This is a genomic window from Mesorhizobium sp. M0500, assembly GCF_040321165.1.
Classification (GTDB): domain Bacteria; phylum Pseudomonadota; class Alphaproteobacteria; order Rhizobiales; family Rhizobiaceae; genus Mesorhizobium.
In genome coordinates, this window is the sequence record NZ_JAMYRB010000002.1 from 578,639 (window position 1) to 595,797 (window position 17,159).

The following is a 17,159-nucleotide window of genomic DNA, read 5'->3' on the forward strand; positions in this document are numbered from 1 at the left end:
GCCGATGCACTCAATACAGCAGGAACCTCAAATCCACCACACTGGCGGACGCCCGGGAATTTGCCTACGATCAAGTAATTATTGTGGCGGGGACAGAATAAGCATGGAAGACGTTGATGTCGTGATCATCGGCGCCGGTTCAGCCGGGCTTTCGGCTTCCAAGACCCTGCGCGCTGCCGGTTTTTCCTTCAAATTGTTGGAAGCGGTGAACCGCATTGGCGGCCGCGCCTGGACCAGCGACCAGCATTTCGGCGTGCCGTTCGACATCGGCTGCGCCTGGCTGCATGCCGCGGACCGCAATCCCTACTTTCCCGAGGCGAAGGCCGCTGCCTGGACGCTTCATCACCACGACATGAATGTCGATCATCTCTATTACCGTGAGCGAAAGGCAAGCGAAGCCGAGGAGGCGGCGATGAAGGTGGCCGACGCAAGGCTGTTCGAACTGGTGGCGGCACATCAGGTGAGGGAAGGCGACGACGACCGCCTTTCGGCATTGCTCGCCAAGGGACACGCGCCGCGCGCCGCCGCAACCTTCGCCGGGCCGATGGATTTCGGCGCCGACGAGGACGAGATATCGATCCGCGACTTTCAGGCCGCCGCCGATCTCGATCCGAATTATTTCACCAGGGAAGGCTTCGGTACGCTGGTTGCCCGCTTCGGTGCCGATGTGCCAGTGGAACTGTCGACGCCGGTACGCAAGATCGTCTGGGATGGGCCGGGCGTAGCCTGCGTCACCGATCGCGGTACCATCTGCGCCAAGGCGGTCATCGTCACTGCCTCCCCGGCAGTGCTCGCCTTCGAGGAGATTGCGTTCTCGCCTGCACTCCCCGATGCGCATTTCGCCGCCTTCTTCGACCTGCCGATGGGCATGCTGACCAAGCTGCCGGTCGAAATATCCGGTACAAGACTCGGCCTGGAGCCGTTCGACGATTTGCTGATCGAGCGGTTGGCCCGGCACGACATCTACTTCCTCTGCTTTCCCTTCGACCTCGATTTGATGGTCGGTTTCGTCGGCGGCGATTTCGCTTGGGAGATGTCGGCGGCAGGCGAGGCGGCGGGCATCGACTTCGTCGTCGACCGGCTCTGCGGCATCTTTGGCGGCGACATACGAAAGCATGTCGGACGCGCAATGATGACCAATTGGGGCGCTGAGCGGTTCGTGCGCGGCGCCTATGCGGCGGCGCGGCCCGGCCGCTCGCAAGCGCGCGCCACGCTGATGCAGCCCGTGGCGGAAAAGATCTTCTTCGCCGGCGAGCATTTGGCAGGTCCGCTGATGCAGACCTGCGGCGGCGCCAGATTGTCAGGCGAGGCAGTGGCCAAGGAGGTCGTCGCCCAGCTTGCGGCAAAATAGCATCGGCCGGCAGGAACGTGGGCAGCTGACAGGCGTTTGGCGTTCTCCTGCTCGTATCGTCCTCCGCATTTCGAATGATTTGAGACGCCAATGAAGCTTTTCGACTGCCCGCATTGCGGCCACCGTCTCTATTTCGAGAACGCGCAATGCCTGAACTGCGCCAGCCTCGTGCTCTACGATCCCGAGCATGCGCGCTTCGCGCTGTCCGGCGCCGACGTCTTCCATTGCACCAATGCCGACGAATGCGCCTGCAACTGGATGGCGGAGCCCGGCCACGCCTTCTGCCGCGCCTGTGCGCTGAACCAGCTGATCCCGGATCTGTCGGTCGACGGCAACCGCCGCCGCTGGATCCGTGTCGAGGCGGCAAAGAAGCGTGCCGTCTATTCGCTGCTCGCCTTCGGCCTGCCGGTCGCACCCAAGCAGGAAGTTGGCGACGAGATCGGTCTCGCTTTCGATTTTCTTGCCGATCCGATCGGCGGCGGTCCGGGCGGCGAACGTATCCTGACCGGTCATGACAACGGCCGGATCACGCTCAACGTCGCCGAGGCGGATTCGGCAGAGCGCGAACGGCGGCGCGTCGAGATGGGCGAGAACTACCGCACGCTGCTCGGCCATTTCCGCCATGAGCTCGGCCATTATTACTGGGACCGCCTGATCCGCGACGATTCGCAAAAGCTTGCCGGTTTTCGCGCTTTGTTCGGCGACGAGCGCGCCGGCTACGAACAGGCGCTGAAGACCTATTATGCCGATGGCGCGCCGCCCGACTGGCAGCAGCGCCATATCTCGGCCTATGCGACGTCGCACCCATGGGAGGACTGGGCCGAGACATGGGCGCATCACATGCACATCACCGACACGCTGGAGATGGTGCATGCCCTGAATTTCCCGCTCGGCCGGCTGGAAACCGTTGAAGCCAACGAGCTGCCGCGCGCCGATACCGGCGGCAAGCTGCAGCCGGCACCATCGGAACCCGCCTCCAGGCCAGAGCCTTTCGAAAGGATTCTCGACCGCTGGCTGGTGCTGTCGGAGGCGTCCAACTCGATCAACCGCTGCATGGGCCTGCCCGATCTCTATCCCTTCGTCATCTCGGACGTGGCGGCGCAAAAACTTGCTTTTGTTCACGAGCTTTTGACCGACCTGCTGAAAACGACTGGAACAAATCGTGAGCCGGCCGAAGCCTTTTAGCCGGAACGCATGCGGCTTTGCTTCGTTTTCCGTGCCAAGGGACTGTGAAACGGAGAGAAGACCATGAAACGCATATTGTTTCCGGCGGTGGCCGGAGCGCTCATAGCGATGTCGGGCTCTGCATTGGCCGACACCGCCGTCTCGGCCATCACTGATCTCAATGTACGCGCCGGCCCCGGCCCGCAATATCCGGTGATCGGCGTGCTCGCGGCCGGCCAGTCGGCGACGCTCGACGGCTGCATCGCCAACAGCAAATGGTGCACTATCGCCGAGGCTAACGGCCAGGGCTGGGTCTATTCCGACTATGTGACGGCCGATTTCGGCGGCAGCCGTGTGGTCCTGACACAGCGTCCGGCCAGCGCCGACATTGCCGTCGTGACGCCGCCCGCCGATAGCGCCGAATATTCCGACAGCTACACCGGAGCGATCGTTGCGGGCGAGGCGATCGAGCCTATCCGGAGACCGCCGGCCGAGATCCATACCTATGTACGTACGCATCGGCTCGATCCGGTCTATCTCGAGGGCGAGGTGGTGACGGGCGGGACGTTGCCTGACACCGTCGAGCTGCGCGAGATTCCGGACTATGATTACCGCTACGTCTATGTGAACGGCCAGCCGGCACTGGTCGATCCGGGCAGCCGGCGTATCGTGTACGTCGTGCGCTGACGATACAAACAGGGCGGTCGCCCTGTAATGGCGGCCGCTCGCACTCCCGACATTGCCACAAGCCGGTATTGCCGCTGCAATACCGGTTTCCACATTGGGGCCGATGTTCTAGACCTTGCGAGCCGAAGCACCAGCCAGCGAGCCCGCGTGACGATCGACCCAACCGTCTTCCAACAGTACCGGCACACCGCCAACAACAAGACCACTTTGCCGCGGCTTCTGCTTGGAGCGGTGGTCGTCATCCTGTTCTGGCTCGGAACCACTGCCGCCGTGCTGTTCGGCGGCACCTATGCCTTTGCTGTTTGGCAGGCATCGTCTGGCACCGCCCCGCCAAGTGGAGGAGCGGTGCAGGATTTCATGGCCTCTCCTGCGGGCATCCTCGCGGCGCTGGCTTCATTTGCCGGAATCTGGCTCGGCCTTTGGGCTGCCATGCGCTGGATCCATCGCGAGAAGCTGACAGCCCTGATTGGCGTCAGCCGGCGCATTTCTTGGTCGGGGTTCCTGAAAGGACTGACCGCGGTGCTGATCACCTCGCTGCTTTCCGAGATCCTGCTTTATGGTTTGCAGCCCGACATCGCCCGCGGCGCGATCGGCCTGTCCGCGTGGCTTTCGTTCCTGATCCCGATCGCCGCCCTGACCTTTCTGCAGACCTCGTCGGAGGAGATGCTGTTTCGCGGTTATCTGCTCAGGGGCCTGGCCAGCCGGTTTCAGAACCCTTTCATCTGGGCGCTGCTGCCGGGATTGCTGTTCACCTCCCTGCACTGGAGCCCAGGTTCGAGCGCTGCCATCAATGCCTGCGTGCTGGCCTCGATCGCCGCCTTTGCGCTGCTGCTGACGCTTCTGGTCTATGCAACCGGCAATCTCGGTGCCGGCTTTGGCGCCCATCTCGGCAACAATCTGACCGGCTTCCTGCTGATTTCGCACCAGCAAAGCTATAATTCCTTCGCCCTGTTCAACGCCAAGCCGCTCGAAGCCGCCGGCTGGACGACTTCAGACGCCGTCCTCATCGCTTCGATCGGCATCGTCAGTAGCCTGTTGACCGTTCTGCTGCTTTTACATCCGCGCTCACCGCTGAAGGTCGAGCCGGATATGGCGCGCGCCGGCAGCGTGCGCTGATGTGCATTGCCTGGTCGTCCTGAGCTATTTGACGCAAAGCTTGACCAAAGCTTGACTCTGCGGCCGATTTCCTGTCTACACGCCGCGAATTCCGCGACGAGTATTCCTCCGAGCAAACCGACCGGGACGCCGAAACCTCTTTGAGGTGAAGTGCTGTAAATCGATCCCGGAGGCCAACACCCGGCAGCGCTGTGCGCCCCCGGGTGCTTTTTGGCTTTGGGCTTTGCCCAGACCGGCTTTTGCTTGGACAGTTGGCGCGAACGCATTACCTCTCGGGCATCATCCGGGTGCCAGGGAAAAGGAAAAAGAATGTTTGAATCGCTACAGGAACGTCTTGGTTCGATCCTGAACGGCCTCACCGGCCGCGGCGCCTTGTCGGAGGCTGATGTCTCGGCGGCGCTGCGCGAGGTGCGCCGTGCGTTGCTTGAGGCCGACGTGGCGCTGGAAGTGGTGCGTTCCTTCACCGACAAGGTGCGCGAGAAGGCCGTCGGCGCCGCCGTGGTCAAGTCGATCAAGCCCGGCCAGATGGTCGTCAAGATCGTCCATGACGAGCTGGTCGAGATGCTCGGCGCCGAGGGCGTCGCCATCGACCTCAATGCACCGGCTCCGGTCGTCATCATGATGGTCGGCTTGCAGGGTTCCGGCAAGACGACGACCTCGGCCAAGATCGCCAGGCGCCTCGCCGACCGTCAAAACAAGAAAGTCTTGATGGCCTCGCTCGACACGCGGCGTCCCGCCGCGCAAGAGCAGCTCCGCCAGCTCGGCGAGCAGGTCAAGGTCGCCACATTGCCGATCGTCGCCGGCCAGACGCCGGTCGATATCGCCCGCCGCGCCGTGCAGGCGGCCAAGCTCGGCGGCCATGACGTCGTCATCCTCGACACCGCCGGCCGCACCCATATCGACGAGCCGTTGATGGTCGAGATGGCCGACATCAAGAAGATGTCGTCGCCGCACGAGATCCTGCTGGTCGCCGATTCGCTGACCGGCCAGGACGCCGTCAATCTGGCAAAAAGCTTCGACGAGCGCGTCGGCATCACCGGCCTCGTGCTGACCCGCATGGACGGCGACGGCCGCGGTGGTGCGGCGCTCTCGATGCGCGCCGTCACCGGTAAGCCGATCAAGCTGATCGGCACCGGCGAAAAAATGGACGCGCTGGAGGAATTCCACCCCAAGCGCATCGCCGACCGCATCCTCGGCATGGGCGACATCGTCAGCCTCGTCGAAAAGGCGGCCGAGAACATCGACGCCGAACAGGCCGCGGCGATGGCCAGGAAGATGCAGTCGGGCAAGTTCGACCTGAACGACCTCGCCGGCCAGCTTCAGCAAATGTCGAAAATGGGTGGCATGGGTGGCATCATGGGCATGATGCCCGGCATGGGCAAGATGAAGGACCAGATGGCCGCCGCCGGGCTCGACGACAAGATGTTCGGTCGCCAGCTCGCCATCATCTCGTCGATGACCAAGGCCGAGCGCGCCAACCCCGATATTCTGAAGCACTCGCGCAAGAAGCGCATCGCCGCCGGCTCGGGTACTGACGCGGCCGAAATCAACAAACTGTTGAAGATGCATCGCGGCATGGCCGACATGATGAAGGCGATGGGCGGCAAGGGCAAAGGCGGCGGCCTGATGCGCGGCATGATGGGCGGCCTCGCTTCCAAGATGGGGCTCGGCGGCATGATGCCTGGCGGCGCAGGCGGCATGATGGGCGGCGGCATGCCGGATCTCTCCAAGATGGACCCCAAGCAGCTCGACGCCTTGCAGAAGCAGGCGCAGGCGGCCGGGCTCGGCGGCATGAAGGGCCTGCCCGGTGGTCTTCCCGGTGGCGGTGGCCTGCCCGGGCTGCCCGGCGGCATGAAACTTCCCGGCCTGCCGGGCGGTGGCGGGCTGCCTGGCCTCGGCAAGAAGAAGTGAGGGCGCCATGAACGAAGAGAAGGACATGGCGGACGCGCGTGCGGCGCTGGCCAATTATCGCGCCTCGATCGACAATATCGACGCGGCGCTGATCCACATGCTGGCCGAGCGCTTCCGCTGCACCAAGGCAGTCGGCGTGCTGAAGGCGGAACATGGCCTGCCGCCTGCCGATCCGGCGCGCGAGCAGGAGCAGATCGCCCGTCTTCGCCAACTGGCGAAGGACGCCCATCTCGACCCGGATTTCGCGGAGAAATTCCTGAACTTCGTCGTCCGCGAAGTGATCCGCCATCACGAGCAGATCGCCGCATCCAACGGCGTAGCGAAAACCGGCTGAGGACCAGCCACCAACCGATCAACCGAATCAGAGCTTTTAGGAGAAAAGAAATGCCACTGAAAATCCGATTGGCCCGTGCGGGCTCGAAGAAGCGTCCCTATTACCATGTCGTCGTCGCCGACGCGCGTTCGCCGCGCGACGGCCGTTTCATCGAGTCGCTCGGCTCGTGGAATCCGCTGCTGCCCAAGGACGGCGAACGCGTCAAGGTCGACGCCGAGCGCGTCAAGCATTGGCTGTCGCATGGCGCCCAGCCGACCGACCGCGTGCTGCGCTTCCTCGATGAAGCCGGCATCGCCAAGCGCGAAGCCCGCTTCAACCCGAACAAGGCCGAGCCCGGCAAGAAGGCGCAGGAGCGCGCAGCCTTGCTGAAGAAGGCGCAGGAAGATGCCGCCGCGGCCGTTGCCGCCGCCGCAGCCGCGCCGGCCGAGGCGGAAGCCGCCAGCGCCGAATAAATCATCTCCACAACCACGAAACGGCGGGCCCTGCCCGCCGTTTTGCTATTGCATCCATATGATGCGGCCCGATCAATAGCCTTCCGGGCAACTCGCAACGTAGACACGACCGTTGCGATCGCGATAACGGCATTGGCCGCTTTCGCTGGCACGGCCGATCAGTGCACCGGCCAAAGCGCCGGCCGCACCGCCGATCACCGCGCCCTTGGTCGGGTTGCCGGCCACCGCAGCGCCGACCGCCGCACCGCCCAGGCCACCAACTGCCGCGCCTTGCTCAGTACGGGAGCAGGCACCGAGCGGGACCAGCAAGGCCATCAAGATCATCACCTTTTTCATTGTCGTTCCTCTCCAACAGGGTGCCGTCCTCGCCGCTGCACCCCCTAACTCGCAACCAGGCGATTTGATCCAAAGAAGAAGATCGGCTGCCGCCCGGCGGCGCTCAATTTGATCCAAAGAGTAGAAAGGCGGCGGCAGACCGCGCCCGCTCTGGCGGCGTGGCCACCATCGAACGGCTTTCGAAATCGCCGCTATTGGCTGAACGGGAACAACGCGCGCACCCTTGGATCGCGCAGATACAGGCCACCCCAGAGGACGGCGCCGAGATAGACGCCGAACAGTATGTGCGAGAACAAAGGGCTGCCGATACGCACATGCGTGGCGACTGCGCCGCCGAGATAGGCGGTGAGCAGGATGGCGCCGAGCACCGAGGTGCGTGGCAGCGCGTAAAGCGCTGTCGAGACCAATCCAATGGTACCGAGCATGCGCGAGACATTGGCATCGGCCGGCCAGCCGAGCTGCACCATGGTCTGGGTGACGATTTCGAGCGGCGGTAGCTTGATGACGCCGTCGAAGATCATGAACAGCACGATGACGGCGCTGAGCACGCGGCCGGCCCACAGGGCACGCGGTGAGACGGGTGCTGCCTGAGACATGGTCATTGATGTTCCCTCCGGTCGTTGTGAGCACTGGCTCCTCCGCCAGCTCGAACCAAGGACGCGGCCCATGACGGCGATCCGACATGCCTCCAGTTCTTTTTCAGGTCCGGGGGGACGGCGACCTTGGATGTGCAAGTTCAGTCAGCAACGAACCTGGTCAAGTCCACCTTGCGGGGTGAGATGGAGGGCGTTATTGAAAATCCGTAGGGGTGTCTTCCGAGCGCTCGACGGCAGCCGCCGCCTGATCGCACAACGAAAGCAACCGATGGCCGGAGAGACCGACCTGAAAAAGTTGCTGGCGGCAATGACGCCGGAATTGCTTGCCGGCGTTCATGTCTTCACCACGTTGCCACCCGATGCGCCCGTTCCCGACAGGCTCCACCCGGTGATGCTGTTTCGCGAGCGCGAGGGCACGACGCTGATCGTGCTTGAAGACCATGCCAAGGCCGCTGGACTGAAAACCGTGTTCCGCTGCCGGATGCTGACGCTGAACATCCATTCGTCGCTGGAAGCGGTCGGCTTCCTCGCCGCCATCACCGCGCGGCTGGCCACCGCCGGCATCGGCGTCAATCCGGTCTCGGCCTTCTACCACGATCATCTGTTCGTGCCCGCCGACCGGGCGGAGGAGGCGCTGGAGTTGCTGTTGGACCTAGCGGAGGAGAACCGGCTGTGACGCCGTCGCCTTGCTGCCTATTTGAGACGCCTGTGCCCCTCATCCGCCTGCCGGCACCTTCTCCCCGTGAACGGGGAGAAGGGCGCTAACGGCCGAAGGCCGAGCCCGCGACTGCGGGCCGCCGGCCTTCCGGCCCCCCCCGCGGAGGCCAGCCGCGTAGCGGCGATACGGCCGTGAGCGAAACAACCGCCGAAGGCCGACCCCGCGACTGCGGGCCGCCGGTCGTCCGGCGCCCCCGCGGAGGGCCAGCCGCAACAGCAGCGATACGGCCGTGAGCGAAAAAGTTATGCCGCCTTCTTCTTCGGCTGGATCAGCCCGCGCTCGACCAGCAGCTCGGCGATCTGCACCGCATTGAGTGCCGCGCCCTTGCGCAGATTGTCGGAGACGATCCACATCGACAGGCCGTTGTCGATGGTCGAGTCCTCGCGGATGCGCGAGATGAAGGTGGCGTCCTCGCCGGCCGATTCCAGCGGCGTGATGTAGCCGCCGTCCTCGCGCTTGTCGATGACCTGGCAGCCCGGCGCCTCGCGCAGGATCTCGCGCGCCTCATCGGCGGTGATCGGCTTCTCGAACTCGATGTTGACCGCTTCCGAATGGCCGATGAACACCGGCACGCGCACGCAGGTCGCCGTCAGCTTGATCTTCGGGTCGAGCATCTTCTTGGTCTCGGCCACCATCTTCCACTCTTCCTTGGTGAAGCCGTCGTCGAGGAAGACGTCGATATGCGGGATGACGTTGAAGGCGATACGCTTGGTGAACTTCTTGACGTCGACCTGGTCGGCGACAAACACCGCGCGCGTCTGCGTGAACAATTCGTCCATGCCTTCCTTGCCGGCGCCGGAGACCGACTGGTAGGTGGCGACGACGACGCGCTTGATGGTGGCCGCGTCATGCAGCGGCTTCAGCGCCACGACCAGCTGCGCCGTCGAGCAGTTTGGGTTGGCAATGATGTTCTTGCGCGTGAACAGCGAGATCGCATCCGGGTTCACTTCCGGAACGATCAGCGGCACGTCCTGGTCGTAGCGGAAGGCCGACGAATTATCGATGACGACGCAGCCCTGCTTGCCGATCTTCGGCGACCATTCCTTGGAGACGTTGCCGCCGGCCGACATGATGCAGATGTCGGTATCTGAAAAATCATATTGGTCGAGCGCTCTGACCTTCAGCGTGCGGTCGCCGAACGACACTTCCGTGCCCTGGCTGCGCCGCGAGGCCAGCGCCACCACCTCGCTCACCGGAAAGCCGCGCTCTTCGAGTATGTTGAGCATTTCCCGGCCCACATTGCCCGTGGCGCCGACGATCGCAACCTTGAAACTCATCGAAATCTCCTGTCCCTCTCCGCTCGTTTTCTGGAGAAAACCCGCCGGCCGATGCGGGTTTCAACCCCCGGGCCGGACCCGGGAGAGGGTGGTTAGGCCAAGGGAATCAGACCGTTTTGGTGGTCGTTTTGCCGGTTTTTTTGAGCAAGAACGTGATTTTGCTGGAACGAGGAGACGCAGCGACGCGCCCGGCCCAATGGTTCGCATTGGGGCCGGGGATGTCGAAGGCAGAAAGCGCCATCAAAAGGCCGCGCATCGAAAACTATCCCGTTCGGTGCCGGCTTTTACGCGGTTTACGTCTAGAGTCAATCGCAACCAGGCCGACCCGCCCGCCCTGTACAATGACGGCGGCACCAAGTACGAACGAGCATCGTCTGGCTCGTGGCGCCCGTCTGTGGCGCTTGCCGACATTTGACCCGTCGCCGGGTATTCAGAATCCGAATTTCGAAAGAGCAAGATGTCCAATTTCGAAGCTATTGTCCCCGCGCTGGCAAAGGCGCTGGAAAAACGCGGCTATGTCGAGCTGACGCCGGTGCAGAAGGCCGTTCTCGAGCTTGGCCAGGCCGATGCGCTGGTTTCGGCCCAGACCGGCTCCGGCAAGACCGTCGCCTTCGGTTTGGCTTTGGCGCCGACCCTTCTCGATGGCGCGGAGCGCTTTTCCCACGCGGCGGCACCCCTGGGGCTGGCCGTAGCGCCGACGCGGGAGCTGGCCCTGCAGGTAACGCGCGAGCTGGAATGGCTCTACGAACTGACCGGCGCCACGGTGGCGTCCTGCGTCGGCGGCATGGACATGCGCACCGAACGGCGCGCGCTGGAGCGCGGCGCCCATATCGTCGTGGGCACGCCCGGCCGCCTACGCGACCACATCACCCGCAATTCGCTCGACATGTCGGCGCTCAAGGCAGTGGTGCTCGACGAGGCCGACGAGATGCTCGATCTCGGCTTTCGCGAGGATCTGGAATTCATCCTCGATGCCGCACCCGCCGATCGCCGCACGCTGATGTTTTCCGCGACCGTGCCGCGCTCCATCGCCACGCTGGCCAAAGGCTACCAGCGCGATGCGGTACGCATCTCGGCCTCCGGTGAGGAAAAGCAGCATCTCGACATCGAATACCGGGCGCTGAGCGTCGCCCAGGCGGACCGCGAAAACGCCATCATCAACGTGCTTCGCTACTACGAGGCGAAGAATGCATTGGTGTTCTGCAACACCCGCGCCGCCGTCAACCACCTGACAGCGCGCTTCAACAACCGCAACTTTTCCGTCGTGGCGCTGTCCGGCGAGCTTAGCCAGAACGAGCGCAGCCACGCGCTGCAGGCGATGCGCGACGGCCGCGCCAAGGTCTGCATCGCCACCGACGTCGCGGCACGCGGCATCGACCTGCCCAATCTCGAGCTGGTGATCCATGCCGACCTGCCGACCAACCCGGAAACGCTCCTGCACCGAAGCGGACGCACGGGTCGTGCGGGACGCAAGGGCGTCAGCGCGCTGATCGTGCCCAATAGTGCCCGCAGGCGCACCGAGCGGCTGCTGCAAAGTGCCGGCCTTGCGGCAACCTGGGCGAGCCCGCCGTCGGCCGACGACGTGATACGGCGCGACGACGAGCGCATTCTCGCTGATCCGGTCTTCAGCGAGCCTATGAAGGATGAGGAGAGCGGCTTCGTCGAGGCGCTTCTCGATCAGCACGGGCCCGAACAGGTTGCCGCCGCCTTCGTGCGGATGTGCCGCTCCAGCCACTCGGCGCCGGAGGATCTTCTCGACGTGGCAGCGTTCACGCCGTCGGGCGAAAAATTTGCGCGGCGGGACGAGACACCGAGCCGCCGCGACGATTTCGGCGACAGCGTCTGGTTCTCGCTGTCGGTCGGACGCCGGCAGAATGCCGAGCCGCGCTGGCTGATCCCGATGCTGTGCCGGACAGGCGGCATTTCCAAGCGCGAGATCGGCGCCATCAAGATGCAGCCGGAGGAAACCTTCGTGCAGATCGCGGCGGACTGGGCCGAGCGTTTCCTCGCTGCGATCGGCCCCGACCGGAAGCTGCAGGGCAACATTGCGGTCAAGCGGCTGGACGGCACGCCGGATTTGTCGCGGGCCGGCTATCAGGAACCACGGCCCGACAAGAAGCCGCACCGCGGCAAGCGCACCTTCGATCAGAACACGCCCAAATTCGAGAAGCGCGCACCGGCCGACCAGCGCCCGGCATTCGAGGCGAAGCCCTGGGCCGGGAAACCGGCCAAGGCGAAGTTCGAAGGCGGACCTGCGAAACACAAGAAATCGAAGAACGGCCGGGGTAAATAGCCGGCACTCTCCATTTCCGCACGCCCCTTGCGGTCTGCCGGAACTTTGCACAGTCTGGGGCGGGGAAATGGGGGTGGGCAGGACATGCGCGGCGAAGTTCTTCATTACGACGAAGACCAGGGTTTCGGCTTCATCACCGGAGCCGACGGCAACCGCTACACTTTGGCGCGCGAAGATTTGCGCCGCGAAGCATCGGTTGCCGGAGGTACGACCGTCGAATTCCAGCCGGCTGGCGGACGGGCACGCGATGTTTTTTCGATCCGCGCCCAACCTGCCAGTGCTCCACTGCAACCGCCGCGCCGTCTCAGGCCGGCAATGCGCCAGCGGCACGTCAGCCGCAACATTTCGGCCGTTCCGCTGAACAAAGTCCGGCCGAATCGGCCGGCCTGTGGAACTATTTCTGGCTGGGTCTGACCGAGAATTACTTCAACTTCGCCGGCCGCGCCCGCCGCAAGGAATATTGGGGCTATAGCCTGTTCTGGATAATCGCGCTGCTCGTGGTCATAGGCATCGGTGTCTTTATCGACGGCGCAATGGGCAATGTCGCTGACCTGCCGGCAGTGACAGTCGGCCTCTCCGGTCTCTTCCTGTTGGCGACAGCCCTGCCGTGGTTCGGGCTCAACGTGCGTCGCCTGCACGATATCGGCCTGACCGGCTGGCTCTTCCTGCTTTTCCTGATCCCGACCTTCGGCACCGTGATCATCCTGATCTTTGCGCTGATCCCGACCCAGCCGCGCGAGAACAAGTGGGGTCCCGTGCCGGCGGGTGTCAGGGTTTAGTGTCGTCCTTAGTCTAGTGCCCCGCCAGACGACAGCCTAAGGAACACCTTCTGCCCGTGCCGTCGGCACTTCAACGCTGAGGAGCTCGACCTGTTTTTAGAAATGACGAAGGGGGTTGTGCAGCGTATTTCAGCGCGCATGGAGGAGACCCACGCTAGCGCGCGCACGAGGAATCGTCCATGACGGACCCGGAACTACTCGCCTTACTCGACAAGCTGCGAGCCGTGATGATCAGCGTTGCCACTGGTGGCGCTCGCATCGGCGAGGTGAATAATGAGTTCCAGGAGGATTATCGCACGGTAGCTGACGAACTGCGCAACCGGGAAATTGAGAACCCGCTGCCCTACAGCGACCTTTGGCAATGGTATGGAAAATGGAGCGCTGACATCGCGGGCTATGGACCCCGGCGCGCCTATGTCGCCGATCTATTTGCGCCGCTGATTTCTCGCGTTCGCGCTTCCCGGGTGGCAGAGACTCCGCCTACCGGCTGGGCTCGTGTCGATCGAACTATTGTAGATGCGCGTGAGCGCCTCTCCCGCGCGAAGACCGAGGAGCAGTTCCAAGCGATCGGTCTGCTTTGCCGGGAAGCCCTTATTTCAGTTGCCCAGGAAGTTTTCGACCCTACGAAGCATCCAACCGAGGCGGATGTGCGCGTGAGCACTACCGACTATAAGCGCATGATTGAGGCCTATGTCGCTGTTGAGATGCGGGGCGGCGCGGCCGAGGAAGTGCGTAAACATGCGCGCACAGCGCTAGACCTTGCCTTGCGACTACAACATCAGCGCACTGCCGGCTTCCGCGATGCCGCCATTGCATTGAAGCGACATCAGCCGTTGTGGGCATCATCGCCATTGTTAGCGGCCGGCGAGACCCTTAACGCTCATTCTATTTCCGGAGATCGAGTGAGACGGTCGCTTGCGATACGCCGATCAGATCGGCGATTGCGGTTTGACGATGGCCATCTTTGCGGAGTTTCTTGACAATCCTTCGCCGCGCCGCTGGCGTCAATCCTGACGGATTGAAATCGGTCAGTTGCCGAAATTGTCCGTTAAGCATTGTCGTGGCTGACTGAACGCGGCCATCCGCTCGCTTCACATGAGCCGAGACAATCCCAGCACGAATTCTCAATTTAACGTCGTCACGCCGGCCGACCTGGAGGTCTTCGAGAAGCGACCCTACGGCGCTGTAGTCGAGCTTCACCTTGACGAGATTTGGCATTCGTCACTCCTCTAATAGGATTGATAAGAATCCTATTAGAGGAGGTTAAGCCGGCCGTCAACGCAGGCATCAATACTCGATCTTCAAATCGAGCTTCACCGCCTCCACCTGCACGCCTGCAAGCTGGGCCACGCGGTCTCTCGCCCAGGCCATCACTTCGGCGATTGTGGACAAGCTAGGTTCGACCGTCTCGGGCGCGTGCTCTACCTCTTCCCTGCCCGCTTCTTCGTGAGGATTGTCGGCGAGTAGATCGGAAATCGCATAGACCGCGACACGCTTGTAGTGATCGAGAATGCCCGTCCCGACACTGGCGGCAATACCGCGATTGTCGCGGTCGAGCCCTACCCACATGCCGAAATTATCCTTGATAGTCTGCCCCTCCTTGGAGCGGGCGGCATAGTGGGCGTTGAAACGCTTGCGCACGTCATCGGCCGGGAAAATGTAGACCTCGACGTTTTCCGGGTCATCCTTCGAGTCCACCGTCGCAACGATGACAGTCTCGACATCATCAAGCGTCTTCCACTTCGTGCCCCCTTTCAACGGAGGGAAGGCGATGTAGCGGTCGCGCGTAGTGCGGATCGCGGCCACTGTCGTCTTGCCGTCCTTGGTGATGTTCCAAATGTTCGACAGGCCCCGTCCCGGCACGCGGGCTAGGGAATAACCCTGCGCCTCGGCCGCCTTCTTTGCCGCGCCCACCATCAGTCGCCACCGAACCGATTCAGACTGTTCGCTTAACAGATTAATCACTTTAGCCGTCCTTCAATTTGCGGTGTGCTCGTCATGAGCCATCCGACAAGATGAATATACGTAATTGCCAACCAAATGTCAAACGTTTGAATCAGTATGCGAAACAAATAGCAGTTCGGGTTAATCGTATTGAGATCGAGCCGGCTTGTGCATAATTCACGGATTTCGCACAAAGGTGAGGAATTGCTGACCGAGATCGCCCGCAGCTATAACGTCTCACACTCGACTATATCGAGGTTGCGCACCTGATCGCGCAGGGAGCAGTCATGCCGACTTGCCACACGTGCGGCGGCCAAATCGAATTTCGGTATAGGGGCGGCCGGCCGACGCCGATTCATACCGATAGCCGCTGGTGTTCCGGCTACAGCAGCGGCCCAGGTGCGGCGGCCATCAAACCGTTCGGCACCGTCGTTTCATATGTCAACCCAAACGCGCATTGCCCGGTCTGCGGCAAGCAGGTGTTCTATTATCAATGCCCACACGGCGGCCGGGTGTTCTTCGACAATCTTGGCTGGCCTTGGCCAAAACATGGCTGCACCGATAACCCACGTTCGCAGAAAGGCCGCGTGGAGGCGCGCGTCATAAACTCCCACACCGCGTTCAGAAGCGCTCAGGGGGAACCGCTCGACCTATACGAGCTGCTTTCGATCGCCGAAAAGCGCAACATCGTACATATGCGCTTCCGCAGAATGAACGAGAACCGCAGTTTCAGCGTGTCGCTGGCACTGGGGCGCCTCCGCGATCATGACATCACGATCGACGACCTTTGGACCGCGCCTTCGTTCGTTGTGCGGAGTTACGAAACGCACCGCATCGTCGAATTTATCTCAGGCAGGAAGAAACGGATCGACACGCTCACGCTGGCGCGATCCGGCAAGGGCTCGGCATGAATTGCCCTGTGCCGCCATCTCGCAAAGCACGGTGGCGAGTGCCGCCGCATCCCCGGTCGTCGCCCAGCGGACGTCGACCGACACGGGATCAGCCCAAAAATTTGGCGATGATCGCGTCGCCCATCTCAGCGGTGCCGACCTCGGTCATCCCCGGTGAATGAATATCCCTGGTGCGCAAGCCCTGATCGAGCACGGCGGCGATCGCGCCTTCCAGCCGGTCGGCCTCTTCAACCATGCCGAAGGAATAGCGCATGCACATGGCGAAGGAGGCGATCATGGCGATCGGATTGGCGATGCCCTTGCCAGCGATGTCGGGCGCCGAGCCGTGCACCGGCTCGTAGAGCGCCTTGCGCTTTTTTGTCTTCGCATCCGGCGCGCCGAGCGAGGCCGACGGCAGCATGCCGATCGAGCCGGTCAGCATGGCGGCGATGTCGGACAGCATGTCGCCGAACAGATTGTCGGTGACGATGACGTCGAACTGCTTCGGCCAGCGCACCAGCTGCATGCCGCCAGCATCGGCCAACATGTGATCGAGCTTGACGTCGGCATACTTGGCCTTGTGCGTCTGGGTGACGACCTCGTTCCACAGCACGCCCGACTTCATCACATTGCGCTTTTCCATCGAGGTGACGTGATTCTTGCGCGTGCGCGCCAATTCGAAGGCAACGCCCGAAATGCGCTCGATCTCGAACGTATCGTATATTTGGGTGTCGATGCCGCGCTTCTGGCCGTTGCCGAGGTCGATGATCTGCTTAGGCTCGCCGAAATAGACGCCGCCGGTGAGCTCGCGCACGATCAGGATATCGAGCCCCTCGACCACCTCCTGCTTCAGCGAGGAGGACGCCGCCAGCGCCGGATAGCAGATTGCCGGCCTGAGATTGGCAAACAGCTCCATGTCCTTGCGCAGCCGCAGCAGACCCGCCTCCGGGCGCACCTCGTAAGGCACCGCATCCCATTTCGGTCCGCCGACGGCGCCGAACAGCACCGCGTCCGACGCCATTGCCTTGGCCATGTCGGCATCGGAAATCGCCGCGCCATGCGCGTCGTAGGCGCAGCCGCCGACAAGGCCCTCATCGGTGACGAAATCGCTGCCGAGCCTGTCGTTCATGGCGGAAATCAGCTTCTTCACCTCGGCCATCGCCTCGGGGCCGATGCCGTCGCCGGCAAGCAGGAGAAGATTTTTCGAAGCCATGGGGAACCGTCCTGATTGTGTCGTGAGCCGCGGCCTTGCTAAACGCCAAGCGGCCGGCGCGCAAGCCTGCGGTTCAGAGCATCGGACCCAAAAGTGGA

The 17,159-nt window shown here is 62.9% G+C and carries 17 protein-coding genes and 1 pseudogene; 12 read left to right on the forward strand and 6 right to left on the reverse strand.

Translation table 11 applies throughout. The features are described 5' to 3' along the window. Positions 1 to 103: 103 nt before the first annotated feature. The 7 genes from NKI70_RS06645 to rpsP all read left to right on the forward strand — a co-directional run bounded on the left by NKI70_RS06645 (position 104) and on the right by rpsP (position 7,015). The gene (locus NKI70_RS06645; RefSeq protein WP_023680727.1) at positions 104 to 1,351 is read left to right on the forward strand and encodes a flavin monoamine oxidase family protein; all 1,248 of its coding nucleotides are present in this window, start codon (positions 104 to 106) and stop codon (positions 1,349 to 1,351) included. 90 nt (positions 1,352 to 1,441) lie between these two features. Beyond that, positions 1,442 to 2,536 carry a zinc-binding metallopeptidase family protein gene (locus NKI70_RS06650; RefSeq protein WP_352624827.1) on the forward strand — a complete coding sequence of 365 codons (1,095 nt, stop codon included), beginning with the start codon at positions 1,442 to 1,444 and terminating at the stop codon, positions 2,534 to 2,536. Between the two features lie 63 nt (positions 2,537 to 2,599). Beyond that, entirely contained in the window at positions 2,600 to 3,202 is a 603-nt protein-coding gene (locus NKI70_RS06655; RefSeq protein WP_352624826.1) for a DUF1236 domain-containing protein, read from the forward strand. Positions 3,203 to 3,349: 147 nt separating this feature from the next. Next, positions 3,350 to 4,318, forward strand: coding sequence for a CPBP family intramembrane glutamic endopeptidase (locus NKI70_RS06660; RefSeq protein ID WP_352624824.1), 969 nt, complete (start codon positions 3,350 to 3,352; stop codon positions 4,316 to 4,318). A gap of 309 nt (positions 4,319 to 4,627) precedes the next feature. Further along, positions 4,628 to 6,229 carry a signal recognition particle protein gene (ffh, locus tag NKI70_RS06665; RefSeq protein WP_352624822.1) on the forward strand — a complete coding sequence of 534 codons (1,602 nt, stop codon included), beginning with the start codon at positions 4,628 to 4,630 and terminating at the stop codon, positions 6,227 to 6,229. Positions 6,230 to 6,236: 7 nt separating this feature from the next. After that, the gene (locus NKI70_RS06670) at positions 6,237 to 6,563 is read left to right on the forward strand and encodes a chorismate mutase (protein ID WP_352450211.1); all 327 of its coding nucleotides are present in this window, start codon (positions 6,237 to 6,239) and stop codon (positions 6,561 to 6,563) included. A 50-nt stretch (positions 6,564 to 6,613) separates the two neighbouring features. Then, positions 6,614 to 7,015, forward strand: a complete 402-nt coding sequence (gene rpsP / locus NKI70_RS06675) for a 30S ribosomal protein S16 (RefSeq protein WP_352570046.1) — start codon at positions 6,614 to 6,616, stop codon at positions 7,013 to 7,015. Between the two features lie 72 nt (positions 7,016 to 7,087). On the opposite strand, the gene NKI70_RS06680 is transcribed toward rpsP, so the two are convergent. After that, entirely contained in the window at positions 7,088 to 7,351 is a 264-nt protein-coding gene (locus tag NKI70_RS06680) for a YMGG-like glycine zipper-containing protein (RefSeq protein ID WP_023680734.1), read from the reverse strand. A 191-nt stretch (positions 7,352 to 7,542) separates the two neighbouring features. Further along, on the reverse strand, positions 7,543 to 7,953 hold the full coding sequence (locus NKI70_RS06685; protein ID WP_023680735.1) for a DoxX family protein: 411 nt from the start codon (positions 7,951 to 7,953) through the stop codon (positions 7,543 to 7,545). 262 nt (positions 7,954 to 8,215) lie between these two features. Here NKI70_RS06685 and NKI70_RS06690 point away from each other — a divergent pair, with 262 nt between their 5' ends. Further along, positions 8,216 to 8,623: an ACT domain-containing protein gene (locus tag NKI70_RS06690; protein WP_352577286.1), complete on the forward strand. Its 408-nt coding sequence runs from the start codon at positions 8,216 to 8,218 to the stop codon at positions 8,621 to 8,623. A gap of 284 nt (positions 8,624 to 8,907) precedes the next feature. Here the strand turns inward: NKI70_RS06690 and NKI70_RS06695 are convergent, their stop codons facing one another. Together NKI70_RS06695 and NKI70_RS06700 are read right to left on the reverse strand one after the other, a co-directional pair. Beyond that, positions 8,908 to 9,942: an aspartate-semialdehyde dehydrogenase gene (locus NKI70_RS06695; protein ID WP_023680535.1), complete on the reverse strand. Its 1,035-nt coding sequence runs from the start codon at positions 9,940 to 9,942 to the stop codon at positions 8,908 to 8,910. A gap of 106 nt (positions 9,943 to 10,048) precedes the next feature. After that, entirely contained in the window at positions 10,049 to 10,198 is a 150-nt protein-coding gene (locus NKI70_RS06700; RefSeq protein ID WP_352450216.1) for a hypothetical protein, read from the reverse strand. A gap of 201 nt (positions 10,199 to 10,399) precedes the next feature. Here NKI70_RS06700 and NKI70_RS06705 point away from each other — a divergent pair, with 201 nt between their 5' ends. The 3 genes and pseudogenes from NKI70_RS06705 (at position 10,400) to NKI70_RS06720 (ending at position 13,994) form a co-directional block, all read left to right on the forward strand. Beyond that, positions 10,400 to 12,235: a DEAD/DEAH box helicase gene (locus NKI70_RS06705; RefSeq protein ID WP_352697012.1), complete on the forward strand. Its 1,836-nt coding sequence runs from the start codon at positions 10,400 to 10,402 to the stop codon at positions 12,233 to 12,235. 84 nt (positions 12,236 to 12,319) lie between these two features. Beyond that, positions 12,320 to 13,014, forward strand: a pseudogene (locus NKI70_RS33950) (DUF805 domain-containing protein). Positions 13,015 to 13,193: 179 nt separating this feature from the next. Further along, complete coding sequence (locus tag NKI70_RS06720; RefSeq protein ID WP_352697014.1) at positions 13,194 to 13,994, forward strand: hypothetical protein; 801 nt, start codon at positions 13,194 to 13,196, stop codon at positions 13,992 to 13,994. 307 nt (positions 13,995 to 14,301) lie between these two features. On the opposite strand, the gene NKI70_RS06725 is transcribed toward NKI70_RS06720, so the two are convergent. Next, positions 14,302 to 14,931 (reverse strand): hypothetical protein, encoded by a 630-nt coding sequence (locus NKI70_RS06725; RefSeq protein ID WP_352577295.1) that lies wholly within the window; start codon positions 14,929 to 14,931, stop codon positions 14,302 to 14,304. A 539-nt stretch (positions 14,932 to 15,470) separates the two neighbouring features. On the opposite strand from NKI70_RS06725, the gene NKI70_RS06730 reads away from it, so the two are divergent. Next, positions 15,471 to 15,869 carry a hypothetical protein gene (locus NKI70_RS06730; RefSeq protein ID WP_352697017.1) on the forward strand — a complete coding sequence of 133 codons (399 nt, stop codon included), beginning with the start codon at positions 15,471 to 15,473 and terminating at the stop codon, positions 15,867 to 15,869. 88 nt (positions 15,870 to 15,957) lie between these two features. Here the strand turns inward: NKI70_RS06730 and leuB are convergent, their stop codons facing one another. Beyond that, positions 15,958 to 17,061: a 3-isopropylmalate dehydrogenase gene (gene leuB, locus NKI70_RS06735; RefSeq protein WP_352577299.1), complete on the reverse strand. Its 1,104-nt coding sequence runs from the start codon at positions 17,059 to 17,061 to the stop codon at positions 15,958 to 15,960. Positions 17,062 to 17,159 lie beyond the last annotated feature (98 nt).